The organism is Sphingomonas sp. PvP056 (assembly GCF_040549155.1).
GTDB lineage: Bacteria > Pseudomonadota > Alphaproteobacteria > Sphingomonadales > Sphingomonadaceae > Sphingomonas.
On sequence record NZ_JBEPST010000003.1, the window covers coordinates 209,286 to 226,913 of the forward strand.

The window sequence follows — 17,628 nt, forward strand, 5'->3', positions numbered from 1 at the left end:
TGGTCGGAAACCAGCGGCTTTTCGGAGAATTACGTCGTGAAGAAGAACATCCATCCCGATTATCACACCATCACGGTGCAGATGACCGACGGCACGCAGTTCCAGACCCGCACCACCTGGGGCAAGGAAGGCGATTTGATGACGCTCGACATCGATCCGCTGGCACATCCGGCGTGGACCGGTGGCCGTGGTACGATGCTTGACGCGGGCGGCCAGGTCGCGCGCTTCAACAAGCGTTTCGGCGCGATGTCTTCGATCGGCAAGAAGTAAGACAGGCGTGCGGCGGTGATCGCACCGGCGCTGCATGTTCGTACTCAAGGATCCTCTCCGCGCCGTCGCGGGGAGGGTTTTTGTATGCGGCGACGTCGAGGGACGCCGAGCACCACAATCTGGACCGCCCGCCCGTCGGACGGAAGAGGTTGAGAAACCTCTGACAAGCGTTCTGTTTTGGAACGATCCTCTTCAATCTTCAGGTAAATCTCGACAGCCATTGTGGTAGACGGGCTTACGGCGCTGTCGTCCGCGGAGCCGAGGCCCGGCGGTTCGGCCTGCCGTCCAAGCATGATCCACTGGCGAGGCCGAGCCAACACTGCGTGCCGTATAGTGACGGTGAGGGACGAGTTGACGGCCATTGCGACACAGCATTCGACCCCAGGGTCGACCCCGGAACCTGTGCCGCAAACGCGCGACGGGGGCATCGACGCGTTCCGCTTCCTGATGGCGATGGGCGTGATCGTGGGGCATGTCCTGTCGCTGCTGCCGAACCCGGTCGGCCAGCCATGGGGTATGCCGGCGTGGGCGGTCCCGATCGACGCCATCCTGCGATCCGCGGTGCCGTTCTTCTTTATCGTGAGCGGCTATTTCTTTCGGTACGATCGTGGGTTTTCCCGGACGGTCCGCTATGTCGGCCTGCGGATCCTGCCGATCTATGGCCTCTGGATGCTCGTGTATTTCGCGTTGGGCTTCCTGCGCCCCAATCCGGTGCCGTTCCGCCTTCTGATGCTGGCCGAAGGGGGGTACGGGTACCATTTGTGGTTCCTGCCGGCGCTGGCATTCGGGCTCGTCACGGTTTCGGCATCCGTGACAATCGGAGGGCGGCGGTTGGCGGCAGCGGTGGTTGTGCTGCTGGCGCTGCTCGGGCCGATCCTGTTCGACTATCACGCGCTCGTCGGGATCCCGGAATACTCCCACCATCTGTCCGATCTGAAGCGGCAGCTGGCCGCCCCAGCATTCGTGTTTATCGGATACGCCTTGCGCGGAACACAGCCCGCTCGGTTGGACGCAAGCATCGCGCTGTGCGTAGTCTCGCTGGCTACGTTGCTGTGCGAGCGGTACTTTCTCGCATTCGTTGCGGTAAACCCCGCCGTGTGGAACGCGGAAAGCATCGTATCGACCTTCCTGTTGGGGACGTCCGTGTTCATGCTGGCCCGGTCGCTGAACGGCTGTCCGGTGGTTGCACGTCTGCAATCCTGGGGTTTTCTCACCTTGCCGGTGTACCTGTGCCATCTGGCATACGTCTGGCTGTTCCAGCGCATCACGCCGGCCGTGCCGGCACGCACTCTGGTGATCTTCTTGCTCGTGGCGATATGTTCGGTTGCGACGGCGGTGATTCTGGTGCGGATCCCGCTGATTCGTACTGTTGCCGCGGCTCCCGGCGGTCGCCGTGATACCAAGCTGACCCAGGGCGGTCAGTTGCTCGTACAGCGCTGGCGGAAGAGGTGGGATTCGAACCCACGGTGAGCTTGCACCCACGGCGGTTTTCAAGACCGCTGCCTTAAACCACTCGGCCACTCTTCCGTTCACCCCCGCTTAGCCAGCGTCTGACGAATTGTGCAAGAGGCAGATCGTTTCGGGGCTTCATGCCGCAAGCGCGCTGTGCCAAGGTCGGATGATGCGGGGTAACAGTAAAATTTGGCGGCGGATTGCCAGCAGCGTTGCGGCAATCTGCGTGTGCGCGGGCATCGGCGGATCGGCGGTCGCGCAGGATGATGCGGGTTTCCAGACCTATCTGGGAACGCTTCGTGGGCAAGCGGAAGCGAAGGGCGTCAGTCGTGCGACGCTTGATGCGGTGCTGCCGACGCTCACGCTCAACCAGCGCGTGATCGAGTTAGACCGGCAGCAGCCCGGCGGGACCTCGATTGCGGCGATCCCCAACTTCGCGCCGTACAAGGCGCAGCATCTGAGCAGCGCGCTGATCAGCCGGGGGCAATCCACCTACGTCAGCGAGCGCAGCCGGTTGCAGCGGATCGAGCAGCAAACGGGCGTGCCCGAATCGATCATGGTTGCGATCTGGGGGCATGAAACGAGTTATGGCCGCGTGATGGGGGGATTCGACCTGCCGCGCGCGCTTGCCACGCTGGCTTACGAAGGGCGACGGCGCGACCTGTTCGCGGACGAATTTATCGCGACCTTGCAGATGATGGATCGCGGCGTGCCACGCTCGCAGTTGGTGGGAAGCTGGGCTGGAGCAACGGGTGGTCCGCAGTTCCTGCCGTCGGTCTATCTGCGGCTGGCGCGCGATGGCGACGGCGATGGGCGTGCCGACATCTGGACGAGCAGCGCCGATACGCTTGCGTCAATCGGCAACTACTTCTCCAACGCCGGCTGGCGGCCGGGACAGCCCTGGGGGTTTGCGGTGTCGGTGCCCGGCAGTTTCGATCGCGGGCAAGTCGTCAACCGGCTCGTCTCGCCACGCTGCCCCCGCGTTTTCCAGCGGCATAGCGGGTGGAAGACAATGGCGGAATGGCGCGCGCTCGGCATCGTCCCGCAAGCGCGCGGCTGGCCTGCGGATACCGTGCTTGCCACGCTGATCGAGCCGGATGGCCCGGGGCAGACCGCCTATCTCCTGACGGGAAATTACCGGGTCATTCTCGACTATAATTGCTCCAATTTCTACGCGCTGTCGGTCGGCTTGCTGGCAGATGCGGTCGAGCGATAATGCATGCCGTGCGGATAGCCGGATCGGGCTGATCGCACGGTTAGACAGCACCGCGTCGGGGCAGGGCTGTACCACGTTCGGCTTGGCCCCTATGGCGATTCCAGAATCCTTCGTATCAACCAGAAGATCGAGACCCAGCATCATGTCATCCCGCCGGAATTGGATTGCAGCAACCGCCATCGTCGCCATCGCGGCAACGACGCCCGCGATCGCGAAGCCGGATTTCCAGACGCCTGCGCCGGTCGCCTATCTGCAGGATCTGTCCTCGGGAGCGATCCTTTACTCCAAGGACGCGGATCGCCGGATGCCGCCGGCATCGCTGGCGAAGATGATGACCGTGTACGTCGCCTTCAACATGATCAAGTCGGGGGAGCTGAAGCTCAACCAGACGTTCCATGTGCAGCCCGAGACATGGCGCAAATGGCATAGCCAGGGCTCGACGATGTTCCTGTCCGCGAACGAGGACGTCAGCGTCGAAAACCTGCTGAAGGGGATCGTCACGCTGTCCGGCAACGATGCGTGCGTCGTGTTGGCGGAGGGGATCTCGGGGACCGAGGAAACCTTCACCGAACGGATGAACCGGGAAGCGGCAAAGCTCGGGCTGACCAACAGCCACTTTGGAACGTCGAACGGCTGGCCCGATGGCGGCGTAACCTATGTCACCGCGCGTGACCTCGCGAAACTTGCCTCGGCAACGATCCTGGATCATCCGACGCTGTATAAGCGGTTCTATTCGCTGCCGAACTTCACCTGGGGCAAGACCCTTGGCGCTGCCGCACCGATTGCGCAGGCCAACCGCGATCCGTTGCTTGGACGCGTGCAGGGGGCCGATGGGCTCAAGACCGGGCACACCGAAGAAGCAGGCTATGGCTTCACCGGCTCTGCCGAGCAGAACGGGCGCCGTCTGGTCATGGTCATGGCGGGTCTTGGCAGCTCGGGCCAGCGTGCGGATGAGTCGGTCAAGTTCATGAACTGGGGCTTTCGTGCATGGCAGGCAAAGCCGATCGCCGCGAAGGGCAAGCAGATCGAAACCGCCGAAGTCCAGCTCGGCAGCGCGCGGACCGTTGGTCTGATCGCGCCGACCAATCTGACCGCAACGCTCCCCGCCGGTGTAGCCGCGGACATGACGTTGAAGGTCGTCTATGACGGCCCGATCAAGGCACCGATCAAGGCAGGCCAGCACATTGCGGATCTGGTCATCTCGACGCCGGACATGCCGCAGCAGCGCCTGCCGCTGGTAGCCGCGAGCGACGTTGCCGAGGCAGGCTTCTTCGGACGCGCCTGGGCGGGGCTCATGAGCTTCTTCGGCGGGTGATCGCGTGCCGGTGACCGGACGGTTCCTCTCGCTCGAGGGCGGGGAGGGGGCAGGCAAGTCGACCCAGGCGCGCCTGCTTGCCACCGCTCTGGCGGATCGCGGGATCGATGCGCTCGTCACCCGCGAACCGGGCGGAAGCGAAGGCGCCGAAGCGATCCGGACGTTGCTGATGGAAGGTGCCGTGACGCGGTGGAGCGCGCATAGCGAAGCGCTGCTGTTTGCGGCCGCACGCGCCGATCATGTCGAAAAGACCATCCGTCCCGCAATCGGCGCGGGGCGTTGGGTGATCTGCGATCGGTATATCGACAGCAGCCGCGCGTATCAGGGGCTGGCCGGCGGGATCGACGATGCTGCGATCCTGGCGCTCCACGGATTCGGTTCGCGCGGCTTGCTGCCCGACCGCACCTTCGTGCTGGAACTGACCCCGGAAGAAGGGCGTGCGCGCGCCTCCGTCCGTGACGGGGCAGCGGCGGACCGGTTTGCCGCGCGTGGGGAAGCCTTTCACAGCGATGTTGCAGCGGCGTTCCGACGTTTTGCGTTAAGCGAACCGGACCGGTTCCGCGTGATCGATGCCTCTGCCGACATCCATACGGTATCCGGGGCGATTCTCCACCAGTTGGGAGATCTGCTTCCGTGACGATGCCGATCGGCAATGATGCGGCGCATAGTGCCTTCGCCGCTGCGATGCGCAGTGGAGCACTACACCATGCCTGGCTGTTTGCAGGGCCTGAAGGGATCGGCAAGGCCAGCTTCGCGCGTGCTGCGGCGGTGCGTCTGCTGGCGGAGGGCGCGGGTGCCGATCTGCCGCCGGGATTTGACGTACCCGAAAATGATCGAACCAGAACGCTGATCGCGGCCGGATCGCATCCCGATTACCGCGAACTGACCCGACAACCCAAGGAAGGCGACAAGACCGGCCTCGATCTAGCGCGCAGTATCCCGATTGCGCAGGTCCGCGCGCTGGGGCCGATGTTCGCGACGCGCCCGTCGATGTCGGATCGCCGCGTCGTCATCATCGATGCGGTGGACGACCTCGAACGACCGGGCGCCTCCAACGCCCTGCTCAAGAACCTCGAAGAACCACCTCAGGGTACCATTTTCCTGCTGGTGAGCCATGCCCCCGGGCGCCTGCTGCCGACGATCCGATCGCGGTGCCGGACTTTGCGGTTCGATCCGCTCAACGACGATGCAATCGCCACCGTTTTGCGCGAAGCGTTGCCCAAGGCGGATGATGCCGAGATCGCTGCACTGATCCGCGTCGCGCAAGGGTCGCCGGGGCGCGCGATGGGCTTTGCGGGGCTGGATCTGGCGCAACTTGACCAGGCATTGACCGCGATCGCCCACGATGGCGATCCCAGCAACGCGCGTCGCGGAAAACTCGCCAAGGCCTTGGCGCTCAAGGCGGCTCAGTCCCGCTACGAAGCATTTCTCGACCGCGCGCCTGCGTTCATCGCGGCGGAGGCACCCGCGCGGCAGGGCGAACGCTTGCGCATCGCACTGGAAAGCTATGACGCAGCCCGCGCGCTGTCCGCAACCGCGCGTGCGCTCACGCTGGATGCACAGGCGACCGTTTACGAAATGGCGGGGATCGTCGCGCGGCTCGCCGCCTGAGGTCTTCATTTCGCAATCGCCTTGCTCTAGGAGGCGGCGATGGCCGACCCCTTTTATATCACCACCGCAATCAGCTACCCCAATGGCCGTCCGCATATCGGGCACGCTTATGAGGCGATCGCAGCCGACGCGATCGCACGCTACCAGCGTCAGTTGGGCCGCGAGGTACGGTTCCAGACCGGCACCGACGAGCATGGCCTCAAGATGGTCCAGGAAGCGCGCAAGCGGGACCTGACGCCGCGCGCACTTGCTGACGAAATGAGCGGCTATTTCAAGCAGATGGCCGACGCGCTCGATATCTCTTACGATCGTTTCATCCGCACCAGCGACGACGATCACTATCGCGCCAGCCAGACGATCTGGAAGGCGATGGAGGATGCGGGCGACCTTTACCTTGATCGCTACGAGGGCTGGTATTCCGTTCGCGACGAAGCCTTTTACGATGAGAAGGAACTCGTCGACGGGGAGGGTGGTGCCAAGCTCTCGCCACAGGGGACGCCGGTGGAGTGGACCGCCGAGGAAACGTGGTTCTTCCGGCTGTCGAAGTACCAGCAACCCTTGCTCGACTTCTTTGCCGCAAATCCAGAGTTCATCCGACCCGAGGCGCGCCGGAACGAGATCCTGCGGTTCGTCGAGGGCGGTCTGTCCGACCTCTCCGTGTCGCGAACGAGTTTCGATTGGGGCGTACCGGTTCCGGGGAGCCCGGGGCACGTCATGTACGTCTGGGTCGACGCACTCACCAACTATCTGACGGGCGTCGGCTATCCCGGCGACGTCGAACTGTACGAGACGTTCTGGCCGGCGAACGTGCACATCATCGGCAAGGATATCGTGCGATTTCATGCCGTTTACTGGCCGGCTTTCCTGATGAGCGCGAACCTTCCGCTGCCGCGTGGCGTGTTCGGCCATGGCTTTTTGCTCAACCGCGGCGAGAAGATGTCAAAGTCGCTCGGCAACGTCACCGATCCGATGGCACTGGTGGAGCATTTCGGGGTCGATGCGCTGCGCTACTTCTTGTTGCGCGAGGTCAGCTTTGGGCAGGACGGCAGCTATTCCGAAGAAGCGATCGTCACGCGGTGCAACGCCGATCTCGCCAACAACCTGGGCAATCTCGCGCAGCGCTGCCTGTCGATCATCGCCAAGGCCTGTGGCGGGGTCGTGCCGGACGTAGGCACGCCGACCGATGCGGAAGCCGCGTTGGCAAATAGCGTCGAGGCAGCCGAACATGGTCTGCATGAGGCGATGAAGGATCTCGCGCTTCATAACGCGCTGGAGGCGGTCTGGTCGGCCGCGCGTGACGCGAACCAGTATTTTGCCGATCAGGCCCCGTGGAGCGTGCGCAAGACCGATCCCGCGCGCGCGGACACGATCCTGTATCATGCCGCGGATGCGATTCGGCGGATCGCGATCCTCGCGCGCTGGGCGATCCCGGGCGGGGCGGACAAGCTGCTCGACCTGCTGGCACAACCCGGTGACGCACGCAGTTTCGAGGCGCTGGGGCATCCTTTGGCACCGGGGAAGGTTCTTCCCGCACCGAGCGGCGTATTCCCACGGCTCGAAGCTCCAACGGAGGCGTAAATGTTCGCCGACAGCCATTGTCATCTGAATTACAAAGGCTTGGCCGAACAACAGGCTGATGTGCTTGCCCGGGCGCGGGCGCGGGGTGTCGAGGTCATGCTCAACATCGCAACGCGCGAAAGCGAATGGGACGACGTTCTGGCAACCGCCGAGCGGGAGCCGGACGTCTGGGCGACCGTCGGAATCCATCCGCACGAGGCGGATCAGCATCCTGATATCGGCACAGCGCGGCTGATCGAACGCGCGCAACACCCGCGTGTGGTGGGGATCGGCGAGAGCGGGCTGGACTATTTCTACGATCACAGCGACCGCGAACGCCAGCAAGCGAGTTTTCGCGCGCATCTCGCCGCATGCCGGGCGACCCAGTTGCCGATCGTCGTGCACACGCGGGATGCCGAGGAAGATACCGCGCGGATCCTCCGGGAGGAGATGGAGCAGGGGGCCTATCCCGGCGTCATCCACTGTTTCACCGCGAGCGGCGCGTTTGCCGATATCGCGCTCGACCTGGGCTTCTATATTTCGATCTCGGGCATCGTGACCTTCAAGAACGCCAAGGACCTGCAGGAGACCGCGGCGCGGCTTCCGCTTGATCGTCTGCTGATCGAAACCGACGCGCCGTTTCTCGCGCCGGTGCCGCACCGGGGAAAGACTGGAGAGCCGGCGTTTGTCGCGGATACCGCCACATTCCTCGCGCAGTTGCGGGGCGAGACCGTCGAGACGCTGGCGGCGGCGACGCGCGATAACTTTCACACGCTGTTCGCCAAGACGCGCGCATGAAGATCAGGATCTTAGGGTCGGGGACGTCATCGGGCGTCCCACGCATCGGCAACGACTGGGGTGCATGCGACTCCAACGAACCCCGTAATCGGCGCAGCCGCGCATCGGTCATCATCGAGACGGCGACGACGCGCATCCTCGTCGATACCGGTCCGGACATGCGCGAGCAGTTGCTCGCCGCAGAAATTTCCACGGTCGATGCGGTGATCTGGACGCACGACCATGCCGACCACACGCATGGTATCGATGATCTCCGTCAAGTGTACCACGCCCTCGGACACCCCGTCCGCGGCATCGCGCGACCGTCTCTGCTCACGCAATTAACGAGCCGTTTTTCGTACATTTTCAGTGGTCTAAATGGCTATCCTAAGGTTGCTTCGATAGAGCCGCTGATGGACTCGATGGTGATTGGCGATATCATCGTCCGGGTTGCCGACCAACCGCACGGCGGGACACAATCGGCGGGCTTGCGGTTCGAAGCCGACGGCGGCGTCATCGGCTATGCGACGGATGTGAGCGGCATGACCGACGCGATGGTCGACCTGTACACCGGACTGGATATCTGGGTGGTCGACGCGTTGCGGCGCCGTCCGCACCCGTCACACCTCGATCTGCCAACCGTCTTGGGGTGGATCGACCGACTGAACCCTAAACATGTCGCATTGACCCACATGGACCAGTCGATGGATTACGCGACGCTGGTGCGCGAGTTGCCGGATGGCGTGGAGCCGGGGTTCGACGGATTGGAACTCGTCGTATGAATGTCTTCGTGACGGCCTTGTTGTTAATCCTGCCGATCAGTGCGCTGGCGGCACGCCGGTTGCCGTTGAGTTCCGTTGTGAAGATGGCGCTGATGTGGATCGCGATCTTCGCGGTGCTGATCGCAGTGGTGATGCTTTGGCAGCAGGGTGTCGGAAGCACCTGACGCCCCCCCCCAAAAGTATCACTGCATTTAACATAATGTATATTATCGGCCTTGGATAGTTGGCGATTTTTAGTCAGCCATATCCCGGTCGAACCCTCGCAGCCTGCTCCACATGAGCGGTGCGATCACACGCACCGCTCCTCGGCCAAAACGACCTATGGTTTCGCTTCCTCAAGTCCGTGCTTGCGCAATAGCGGCGCAACCTGAGGGTCATGCCCCGTCATGTTCCGGAACATGACGTTGTAATCCTGCGTGTGCCCACGCGACAGGATCAAGTCACGGAAACGCTGGCCATTTGCGCGAGTCATGCCGCCATGCTGCTGGAACCAGTCGTAGACGTTTTGCTGGATCATGTCGGTCCATAGGTAGGCGTAATAGCCGGCGGCGTACCCAGACCCCCAGATGTGGTTGAAGTAGCTCGTTCGGTAGCGCGGCGGCACGTATTGGACGTTGAGTCCGGTCTCCCCGAGCGCCTTGGCCTCGAACGCATTGACGTCCTTCGGCACCGCGGTCGACGGGACCGAATGCCAAGCCATGTCGAGCTGCGCGGCGGTCAGCGTCTCCCCGAAACTGTATCCTTGGTTGAACGTTTCCGTGCGCTTGATCTTGTCGACCAACGCTTGCGGCATGGCCGCGCCGGTCTGATAATGATGCGCGTAATGCGCAAGCACGCGGGGTTCGAGCGCCCAATGTTCGTTGAACTGCGACGGGAATTCGACGAAATCGCGGGCAACCGCCGTTCCTGACAGCGTCGGATAGGTCTGATTGGCGAACAAGCCGTGCAGACCGTGCCCGAACTCATGGAACATCGTCCGCACTTCGCTGAAGGTAACAAGACCGGGTTGCCCAGCCGCAGGCTTGGTGAAATTGGCGGTGTTAGAAATGACCGGCTTGGTCCCGAAAATCTTCGCTTGTCGCACGAAGCTGTTCATCCACGCCCCGCCCGACTTGTTGTCGCGCTTCCAGTAATCGAAATAGGTCAGCCCGAGCGGCTTGCCGTCCGCCTCGAACACTTCATACACCCGAATATCGGGATGATAGGTCGGGATGTCGGTACGACGCTTGAAGTTCAGTCCGTAAAGCTGGTTAGCGGCGTAGAAAATCCCGTTCTCGAGCACGTTCCAGATCTCAAGATACGGCTTGGTCTCGTTGAGATCCAAGTCATACTTGGCCTTGCGGACCTTCTCGGCATAGCGCGCCCAGTCCCACGGTTCGAGCTTGAAACCCCCCTGCTCCGCATCGATCGCCTTCTGCAGTTCGGCTGCCTCGCGCGCCTGTGCGGCTGCGGTCGGTGCGTCGAGCGCGTTGAGGAAATCGCGGGCGACGGTGGCCGTCTTCGCCATCTGTTCGGCCAGCGAATAGTCCGCCCAGGTCTTGTACCCCAGCAGATTGGCCTTGCGGGTGCGCAGGTCGATCAGTTGCAGAATTGATGCGCGCGTGTCGTTCGCATCCCCCTGCTCCGCCCGAGTCCAGCTCTTGTCGAACAACGCCTTGCGCGTAGACCGATCCGATAGCGCTTCGATCGCAGGTTGCGCTGTGGTGTTCTGGAGTGGCAGCAGATATTTGCCGGGCATCTTGCGCTCTGTCGCATCGCGCGCCGCGGACTGGATATCGCCCGGCGACATGCCCGCCAGCGCAGCCGGATCGTCCACCACCAGCGCGCCCGCCTTTGTCGCGGCGAGAAGCTTCTGGCGGAAAGCGATGCCTAGGGTCGAGATTTGCTTGTTGAGCGCGCGTAGCGCCGTCTGGTCTGCGGGCGACAACTGGGCACCGGCTCGGACGAAGGTCTTGTAATAGTCGTCGAGCAGGAACGCCTGCTCGGCGTCCAGCTTGAGCGACGCCTTGCGGTCGAACAGCATCTTCACCCGCGCGAACAGCTTGGGGTCGAGATAGATCGCGTCGTTATACCCCGCGAGTTTGGGAGCCATCGCGGATTGCACGGCCTGGATCGTCGGGTTGGTGTTGGCTTGCGCCACCTGGCCGAATGCGGCCTGCGCACGCGCAAGCATCTGCCCCTGGCGTTCCATCGCAACGATCGTGTTGTCGAACGTGGGCGCGGCGGGATTGTCCGCGATCTTGCGGACTTCAGCGAGGCTCTCCGTAATGCCCTGCTCGATCGCCGGTTGGTAATCGGCATCCTTGATCTGGTCGAACGGCGGTGCCTGATACGGCAGCGCGCTCCGCGTGGCGAACGGGTTGGCGGCGTGCGCAGGCCCGGTCAAAATCAAAGCGGCGGCAGTGGCGAGTAGTACATTACGGAGCATGGACGGTCCTTCCCGGCGAGCGCCGTTGCTAGCGCCACCGACTGTGACTTGTCGACCCGGTGACATGTTTTCAATAATGTGGAGGACGGCACTACGATGCTGCGTAAGCATTGAGGAACGGTTGGAGCCAGGGGCGATACGGCTCTGCAACGCCAAGGCCGTCCCGGTTGATCGGGCGGCGGACCTGTAGCGCGCTTGCCGTGGCGACGCGACGCGGGTTGAGATGTGGCGCGTAAGCAGCGGCCTCCTCTCCCAGTCCGCAATGCGCGAGCAGCCGTGCGGTCCATAGCGCAGGGTCCTCGACCAGTTCCTCATACGGCACGACAAGCAGCCGGTCCCCAAGCATCTGTTTCCAGAACGCCATCAGCGCGTCTTCCAGTTGAAAATGGAAAGCGATGTCAGCAAGATCGAAGCTCCAGCCGACACCATGTATGAAGAATGTCCGGAAGCACGACCATGCGTTGTCGAGGGGCGCGCGCCGCATCCAGATCAGCGGTGCGTCCGGCAATGTGGTCGCGATCACGCCCATGAAACGACTGGCATCGATCGTCTTGTCGATGATGCGCCCCTCTGCCCCAAAACGCTCCAACAGGAGGTGGAGGTAGAGTTCGCCCAGCCCATCCACCGTCCCGCCGCGGGCCATATGCTGATCGATCGCGGATCCGGATACGCCCCCTGCCGCAACGGCAACGTGCTGGATCAGGTTGAGTTCGCCCCCATCCTGCACCGCACTGTGACTGGCGAGGATCTGCTCGACCAGCGTCGTGCCTGACCTGGGCAGACCGGTGACGAAGATCGGGCGGCTGGTATCGATCGTCTGGTTGGCCCCAGCGCGATCGAAGAACGCGCAATCATACCCCTCCATTGCCGCGGCGGCGTTGGCCTGGTCGGCCTTGCGACCATATGGCGTTTCAGCCTTGAGCAGCGCTGCGCCACGCGCAAAGGCGGCGAACGCCTCGCCTGGCTCCCCGCGGTCGGCATGGAGCTTGCCAAGGGCATAGCAATAGCGCGCCAGATCGCCCGGCGCATGCCGTTCCGCCGCGGCAGCTTCCGCAAGCAACTGATCCCCGACCGGGTCATCCGCAAGGTTGACCGCGGCCGCCAGCGTCAGCCAGGCGGGGCCCCACCCGGGGCGATGCGCCAGTGCTTCCAACAGATGCCGGCGGGCATCGTCCACGCGACCCAACGTCATCGCGGTGTTGCCCAGCACATAGGCGTGCCCCGCCGCATCGGGTACCGTCTTGGGCAACCCTGAAAGCAGGGCATGCGCTTCCTCGATCCGTTGGGCCTGGGTCAGCAGCACGACCTTGGAATAGATCGCGACGGGATCGTTACCACTGGACGCGATGAACGCATCGACCGCGCGCAGCGCCAGCGAGAGATCGCCACTGGCTTGCATCAACTGCGAGATCGCGCGCCACTGCTGGCCAAGCGGCGCGCGCTGATCAAGCATAACGCTAACAAGGCGGCGGGTTTCGGCCCGGTCGCGTGCGGCTAGGGCGGCCTTCAATTGCGCCAGCAGGAGCGGCAGCGCGCTGGTGTTGGTCACGGCCATCGGACTGGTGCGAACCCCTTGTGAGGGCGTTCGCCCGGTATCCCCCTCCCCATATGCCGCGAGCGTGTCCCGCGTACAACAGCAAGCTCAATTAACGCTTTGACCGGGTTGACAATATTGCTGCCCCGCAACATTCCTTTAATTAACGGGACGTTAACCAGTTGTTTGAGTCGATGAACGGCGTCACCGGGTAACGAGGGGAGCTTATGCGTATCAAGAGTTTCATGTGCTGTGGTGCCGCCGCGATCGCGATGATGGCGGCGCCCGTGATGGCCACGACGATCAACCTGATCGATCTTGGTGGCGTCAAAGGTTCGCAGGCAGAGCGCGGGTTCAACATCGCTGCATCCTATTGGGGATCGATGTTCACCAATAACGCGGTGATCAACCTGGGCGTATCCTTTGCGCCGCTCGCAACCGGCATCATCGGGTCGACCGGCAGCACGCGCGTCGATTATTCGACCGCGAACTGGGAAAAGCAGCTCAACCTGACCAAGAGCGGTTCGTTCATCGATCAGAACATCGTCCTCCCCACGCTGAACGCGGATGGCGGTGCGAGCTTCATTACCAACGGGACGACCACGACCCCTGCGAGCGGCACCAGCCCCGCGGTGACCAATGACGACACCAGCAAGCTGGCGTACAACCCAGGGGCCACGGCAAGCAGCCAGAACCTGTATCTCAACTCCGCGGTCGTCAAAGCAATCGGCGGCAATACGGGTATCTCGCCAACGACGCGCGATGGCAACGTGACGTTCAGCAGCAACTTCAACTTCGATTTTGACCCGACCGACGGGATCAGTGACAACACGTTCGATTTCATCGGCGTCGCGATCCACGAGATCGGCCATGCGCTCGGGTTCGTCTCGGGCGTCGATTTCCTCGACGTCTATGGCGTCGGCAAGGGGCCGGCCGCCGGGGCGCTGGGGTACAGCCTCAACGACACGTCGATCTACAGCGCGCTCGACATGTTCCGCTACAGCAAGGATCCGACCAATCTCGTCCTCGGCAAGGACACGGTGCTCGACCTTTCCGTTGGTGGTCAGAAGTATTTTTCGATCGATGGCGGCAAGACTGCCTTGTTCGACAATACCTTCTCCACCGGTCGCTACAATGGCGATGGTCAGCAGGCGTCGCACTGGAAGGATACGCCGGGTTGCGCCATCGGCAACGGGATCATGGATCCGACCTTCTGCTATGAGCAGACCGGCTATGTCACCGGCCTCGATCTCGCGGCGTATGACGCGATGGGCTGGAACCTCAGCACCGATGCGCTGACCTACAAGACCACGTCGACTGCGCAGATCTACAGCCAATTCGCCGCCTCGGTTCCCGAGCCGACGACCTGGGGCATGATGCTGCTTGGCTTCGCCTTCGTCGGTGCGACGATGCGCCGCCGGTCCACGAAGGTCAGCTACGCCGCCTGAGCGGATCACCTGCCACAAACACATGGCCGCCGATCAATCGATCGGCGGCCATTCTTATGCGCCACGCCTCCGTCGCACTTAATTCATGAGGCAGGCAAAGACCCCATGACCTCCGTGATCCGTGCGCGCAGATCGGGTTCGCGCGTAATCTCCAACATCGCACTCAAACTCTTGCGTGCGCCCGGTATATCGCCGTCGACCAATTGCAGGCGCGCCTGTTCCCACCACGCGTGCGGGTACCCGGGCGCGATGATCGTCATCCGTTCGAACAGCGTCAATGCGCGCCGCCCGTCCCCGGCACGCTCAGCCCGCGTCGCCTGATTGAGCAACAGGCGGACCAGCACCGCACGGTTGGGCATCGCGGCGACATGGCGCACGGGCGACCCCTGCCCCCCCTCACCCGCCGGCAACCCCGTCTTCAACAGCGCGAGCAGTTGCTCCTGGCTCACGCGTTCCCCGCCACGGAACGGATCGATCATTACCGGGACCGTCTCGTCACCGATCAGGACGAGGACATGTCCGGGGACATCGAGCGCATTGGCGATCCACCCCATCCGCCGCGCCGCCGCGACATACAGGATCGACAGGCTGACCGGCAGGCCCCGCCGACGATCGACCACGCGCACCACGTCGGCGTTGGCGGGATCGTCATAGGTTTCGCGGTCACCAATGAAGTCGAACGCACCGCCGATGACCTGCGCGAGCAGTTCGGCCTGTTCTTCCGCGTCGGGCTCGGCGGCGGATGCGGTGGCCGAGGCTTCGTCGAGTGCCTCGGCAATCGCCTCGAACAGATCAAGATAGGGTTCGCCGTCCATGCCGGGGTGGTCGAGCAGCGCGAGCACTAGCGCGGCTTCGTCCAGAATAATCTCGTCGTCATCGACGAGACCCAGGTGCATCAGGTCATCTTCATCCATGCCCCCCACATGGGTGCAGGATCCTGATCTGCAACGCATTCCCCACGGAAAGATCCAGCGACACACTAATGCGATTGATAATCGTTCGCATCTGAGCCATAGGCTGCCGCATAGTCGCTAAGGACCCATGATGAACCGTACGCTCGTTTCCGCCCTGATGTTGAGTTCGATCGCCTACGCAATGCCAGCGTTCGCCGAGACCGAGGAAGATCAGGAAGCGCAATCGATCGTCGTGACCGGCGCACGCCCCCGCAGCGAAGCTTCGGCGGGAACCAAGGGATCGACTCCGCTCGCAGAAACACCCCAGTCGATCAGCGTGATCAGTGCGTCGGATATCGCGGATCTGGGCTTGGCCAACCTCAACCAGGCGTTGCGCTTCGTGGCAGGGGTCACGACCGAACAGCGCGGCTCAAGCGCTGAAGTCTATGACCAGTTCAAGCTACGGGGTTTCGATGCGCCGCAATTCCTCGACGGTCTGAAACTGATCGGCGGCGCGAGCTACCTCACCCCGCAGGTCGACGTCTCTCGGATCGACCGGATCGAAGTGATCAAGGGACCAGCGTCGGTGCTTTACGGTCAGTCGGGCCCGGGCGGGCTCGTCGCGCTATCGAGCAAGCTGCCGCTCGACCAGGCGTTCTACGGCGCAGCCTCGGGGACGTACGGCACATACGATCTGTACCGCGTCGATGGCGATGTCGGCGGCAAGATCGGCGATTCGGTGCTGTGGCGGGTCAATGGCAGCGTCAACGGGGCGCATACGCAGCAGACCTTCAGCGCGCGCGAGCGCCAGACGGTCTCGGGCGCGCTGACCTTCAATCTTGATCATGCCACCAAGCTGACGCTGCTCGGTGCCTATTCGAACGACCCGCAGAACGGCAGCTACGGCGTCTTCCCGGCGTCGGGCACCTTCCTCCCCAACCCCAACGGCAAGCTGGCGACCTCGACCGATTTCGGCGAGCCCGGCAATTACTTCAAGCGAGAGCAGGTCGCCGCGACCTATATCCTGACGCACGATATCAACCCCGACTGGAACATCCGCGCCTCGGGCCGCTACCAGCACGGCACCTCGCGGCTCGGCATCGTCTATGCCTCGGGATCGCTGGTCGATGCCGCCGCCAACCCCAATGCGACGCTTTACAACCGCGCCTCTTACGCGACACGCGAGCGCAGCGATTCATGGGTGTTCGACAATCAGGTCCACGGCCGCTTCGCCACCGGGGCAGTGAAGCACGACGTGCTGTTCGGGGCGGACTACCAGACCGGCAATGCGCGCTCGATCAACGCCTTCGGCTCGGCGACCCCACTGAACGGCTATGCCCCCGTCTATGGCACGATGGCCGTGCCGCAGAGTCCGCAAGCCGTGCCCGACAATTTCGGCGTCAACGATAACAAGCCGCGCTCGAACCAGGCGGGCGTCTATGCGCAGGACCAGCTCTCACTCGGCGCGTTGCGCGTGCTGCTCAGCGGGCGGCAGGACTGGGCCTCGGTCCGAACCGGCCCCGGTACCGCATCGCAGGATTCGCAGAAGTTCACCTATCGCGCCGGCGCACTCTACACGCTGCCGTTCGGCCTTGCGCCCTATGTCAGCTATTCGACCTCGTTCGAGCCCAACGGCACGCTGACGCAACCCGGCGGCGTGATCACCGTTGCCAAGCCGTCCGAAGGCAAGCAGCTCGAGGCGGGCGCGAAATATACCGTGCCCGGCACGCAGATCCTCGTCACCGGCGCATGGTTCCAGATCGACCAGACCAACCTGATCACCACCAACCCGCTGACCAACGTTTCGACGCAGAGCGGCCGCGTCCGCTCGAGCGGGGTCGAGGTCGAGGCCAGCGCGCCGCTGCCGTACGGCTTCAACGCCAAGCTCGCCTATAGTCGCCAGAAGCTGCGCACCACCGCCGACGCCAACCCCGCCAATATCGGCGCGGGGATCCTCGGCGTCGGTCGTGGCGGCGTGTCGGCCAATCTCGAATGGGCGCCGCGCGACGGCAAATGGCAGGGCTTTGCGATTGGCGGCGCGGTGCGCCGTGTCGACAGCATCTATGCCGGCACGCTGTTCGACTCGTCGTTTACGCCGGTGGCTACGCGCCAGAGCACGCCGGGGTTCACGCTGGTCGATGCGCTGGTACGCTTCGATCTTGGCACGATCTCGCCGCGCTTCAAGGGTGTCTCGCTCGGGGTGAATGCGGCGAACATCCTGGACAAGAAGTACGTGACGACCTGCTATCTCGATTACGCCTGGTGCTGGTACGGCAACCGCCGCACGGTTCAGGGAACGATCGCGTATCGCTTTTGATGTGGCGGGCCGGGACTATCATAGTCCC

Annotated in this window: 14 protein-coding genes, 1 tRNA gene and 2 pseudogenes; 13 read left to right on the forward strand and 4 right to left on the reverse strand. The window is 63.2% G+C overall.

Going from position 1 to position 17,628, the window contains the following annotated elements; all coding sequences use genetic code 11:
* The first annotated feature begins 36 nt into the window (after nt 1-36).
* Both rpmE and ABIC17_RS08590 read left to right on the forward strand, forming a co-directional pair.
* Nucleotides 37-270, forward strand: a complete 234-nt coding sequence (gene rpmE / locus ABIC17_RS08585) for a 50S ribosomal protein L31 (RefSeq protein ID WP_010163703.1) — start codon at nt 37-39, stop codon at nt 268-270.
* Between the two features lie 351 nt (nt 271-621).
* Nucleotides 622-1,740 carry an acyltransferase gene (locus tag ABIC17_RS08590; protein ID WP_354280961.1) on the forward strand — a complete coding sequence of 373 codons (1,119 nt, stop codon included), beginning with the start codon at nt 622-624 and terminating at the stop codon, nt 1,738-1,740.
* On the opposite strand, the gene ABIC17_RS08595 is transcribed toward ABIC17_RS08590, so the two are convergent.
* Nucleotides 1,708-1,797 (reverse strand) — tRNA-Ser (locus ABIC17_RS08595). The two genes, ABIC17_RS08590 and ABIC17_RS08595, sit on opposite strands and share 33 nt — an antisense overlap.
* Nucleotides 1,798-1,891: 94 nt before the next feature.
* On the opposite strand from ABIC17_RS08595, the gene ABIC17_RS08600 reads away from it, so the two are divergent.
* The 8 genes from ABIC17_RS08600 (at nt 1,892) to ABIC17_RS08635 (ending at nt 9,144) form a co-directional block, all read left to right on the forward strand.
* Entirely contained in the window at nt 1,892-2,938 is a 1,047-nt protein-coding gene (locus ABIC17_RS08600) for a lytic murein transglycosylase (RefSeq protein ID WP_502958431.1), read from the forward strand.
* Nucleotides 2,939-3,080: 142 nt separating this feature from the next.
* Nucleotides 3,081-4,253 carry a D-alanyl-D-alanine carboxypeptidase family protein gene (locus tag ABIC17_RS08605; RefSeq protein WP_354280963.1) on the forward strand — a complete coding sequence of 391 codons (1,173 nt, stop codon included), beginning with the start codon at nt 3,081-3,083 and terminating at the stop codon, nt 4,251-4,253.
* A 4-nt stretch (nt 4,254-4,257) separates the two neighbouring features.
* A complete protein-coding gene (tmk, locus tag ABIC17_RS08610) occupies nt 4,258-4,890 on the forward strand; it encodes a dTMP kinase (RefSeq protein WP_354280965.1) in 633 nt (210 codons plus the stop codon).
* On the forward strand, nt 4,887-5,864 hold the full coding sequence (locus ABIC17_RS08615; protein ID WP_354280966.1) for a DNA polymerase III delta subunit-related protein: 978 nt from the start codon (nt 4,887-4,889) through the stop codon (nt 5,862-5,864). The genes tmk and ABIC17_RS08615 overlap by 4 nt, the downstream gene beginning before the upstream one ends.
* Before the next feature lie 39 nt (nt 5,865-5,903).
* Nucleotides 5,904-7,442: a methionine--tRNA ligase gene (gene metG / locus ABIC17_RS08620; protein ID WP_354280968.1), complete on the forward strand. Its 1,539-nt coding sequence runs from the start codon at nt 5,904-5,906 to the stop codon at nt 7,440-7,442.
* Complete coding sequence (locus ABIC17_RS08625; RefSeq protein WP_354280970.1) at nt 7,443-8,219, forward strand: TatD family hydrolase; 777 nt, start codon at nt 7,443-7,445, stop codon at nt 8,217-8,219.
* Nucleotides 8,216-8,980, forward strand: coding sequence for an MBL fold metallo-hydrolase (locus tag ABIC17_RS08630; protein ID WP_354280972.1), 765 nt, complete (start codon nt 8,216-8,218; stop codon nt 8,978-8,980). Before ABIC17_RS08625 ends, ABIC17_RS08630 begins: the two co-directional genes overlap by 4 nt.
* Nucleotides 8,977-9,144 carry a hypothetical protein gene (locus ABIC17_RS08635; RefSeq protein WP_354280973.1) on the forward strand — a complete coding sequence of 56 codons (168 nt, stop codon included), beginning with the start codon at nt 8,977-8,979 and terminating at the stop codon, nt 9,142-9,144. Before ABIC17_RS08630 ends, ABIC17_RS08635 begins: the two co-directional genes overlap by 4 nt.
* Before the next feature lie 155 nt (nt 9,145-9,299).
* Here ABIC17_RS08635 and ABIC17_RS08640 read toward each other — a convergent pair whose 3' ends face one another.
* Both ABIC17_RS08640 and ABIC17_RS08645 read right to left on the reverse strand, forming a co-directional pair.
* Nucleotides 9,300-11,408 (reverse strand): M3 family metallopeptidase, encoded by a 2,109-nt coding sequence (locus ABIC17_RS08640; protein ID WP_354280975.1) that lies wholly within the window; start codon nt 11,406-11,408, stop codon nt 9,300-9,302.
* 91 nt (nt 11,409-11,499) lie between these two features.
* Nucleotides 11,500-12,957 (reverse strand): tetratricopeptide repeat-containing sulfotransferase family protein, encoded by a 1,458-nt coding sequence (locus ABIC17_RS08645; RefSeq protein WP_354280977.1) that lies wholly within the window; start codon nt 12,955-12,957, stop codon nt 11,500-11,502.
* A gap of 275 nt (nt 12,958-13,232) precedes the next feature.
* On the opposite strand from ABIC17_RS08645, the pseudogene ABIC17_RS08650 reads away from it, so the two are divergent.
* Both ABIC17_RS08650 and ABIC17_RS20275 read left to right on the forward strand, forming a co-directional pair.
* A pseudogene (locus tag ABIC17_RS08650) lies at nt 13,233-14,210 on the forward strand (NF038122 family metalloprotease); the annotation flags it as partial.
* Between the two features lie 75 nt (nt 14,211-14,285).
* A pseudogene (locus ABIC17_RS20275) lies at nt 14,286-14,390 on the forward strand (PEPxxWA-CTERM sorting domain-containing protein); the annotation flags it as partial.
* Nucleotides 14,391-14,473: 83 nt separating this feature from the next.
* Here the strand turns inward: ABIC17_RS20275 and ABIC17_RS08655 are convergent.
* Nucleotides 14,474-15,304 carry a transglutaminase family protein gene (locus ABIC17_RS08655; protein WP_354280981.1) on the reverse strand — a complete coding sequence of 277 codons (831 nt, stop codon included), beginning with the start codon at nt 15,302-15,304 and terminating at the stop codon, nt 14,474-14,476.
* 130 nt (nt 15,305-15,434) lie between these two features.
* On the opposite strand from ABIC17_RS08655, the gene ABIC17_RS08660 reads away from it, so the two are divergent.
* The gene (locus tag ABIC17_RS08660) at nt 15,435-17,600 is read left to right on the forward strand and encodes a TonB-dependent siderophore receptor (protein WP_354280983.1); all 2,166 of its coding nucleotides are present in this window, start codon (nt 15,435-15,437) and stop codon (nt 17,598-17,600) included.
* Nucleotides 17,601-17,628: the final 28 nt, after the last annotated feature.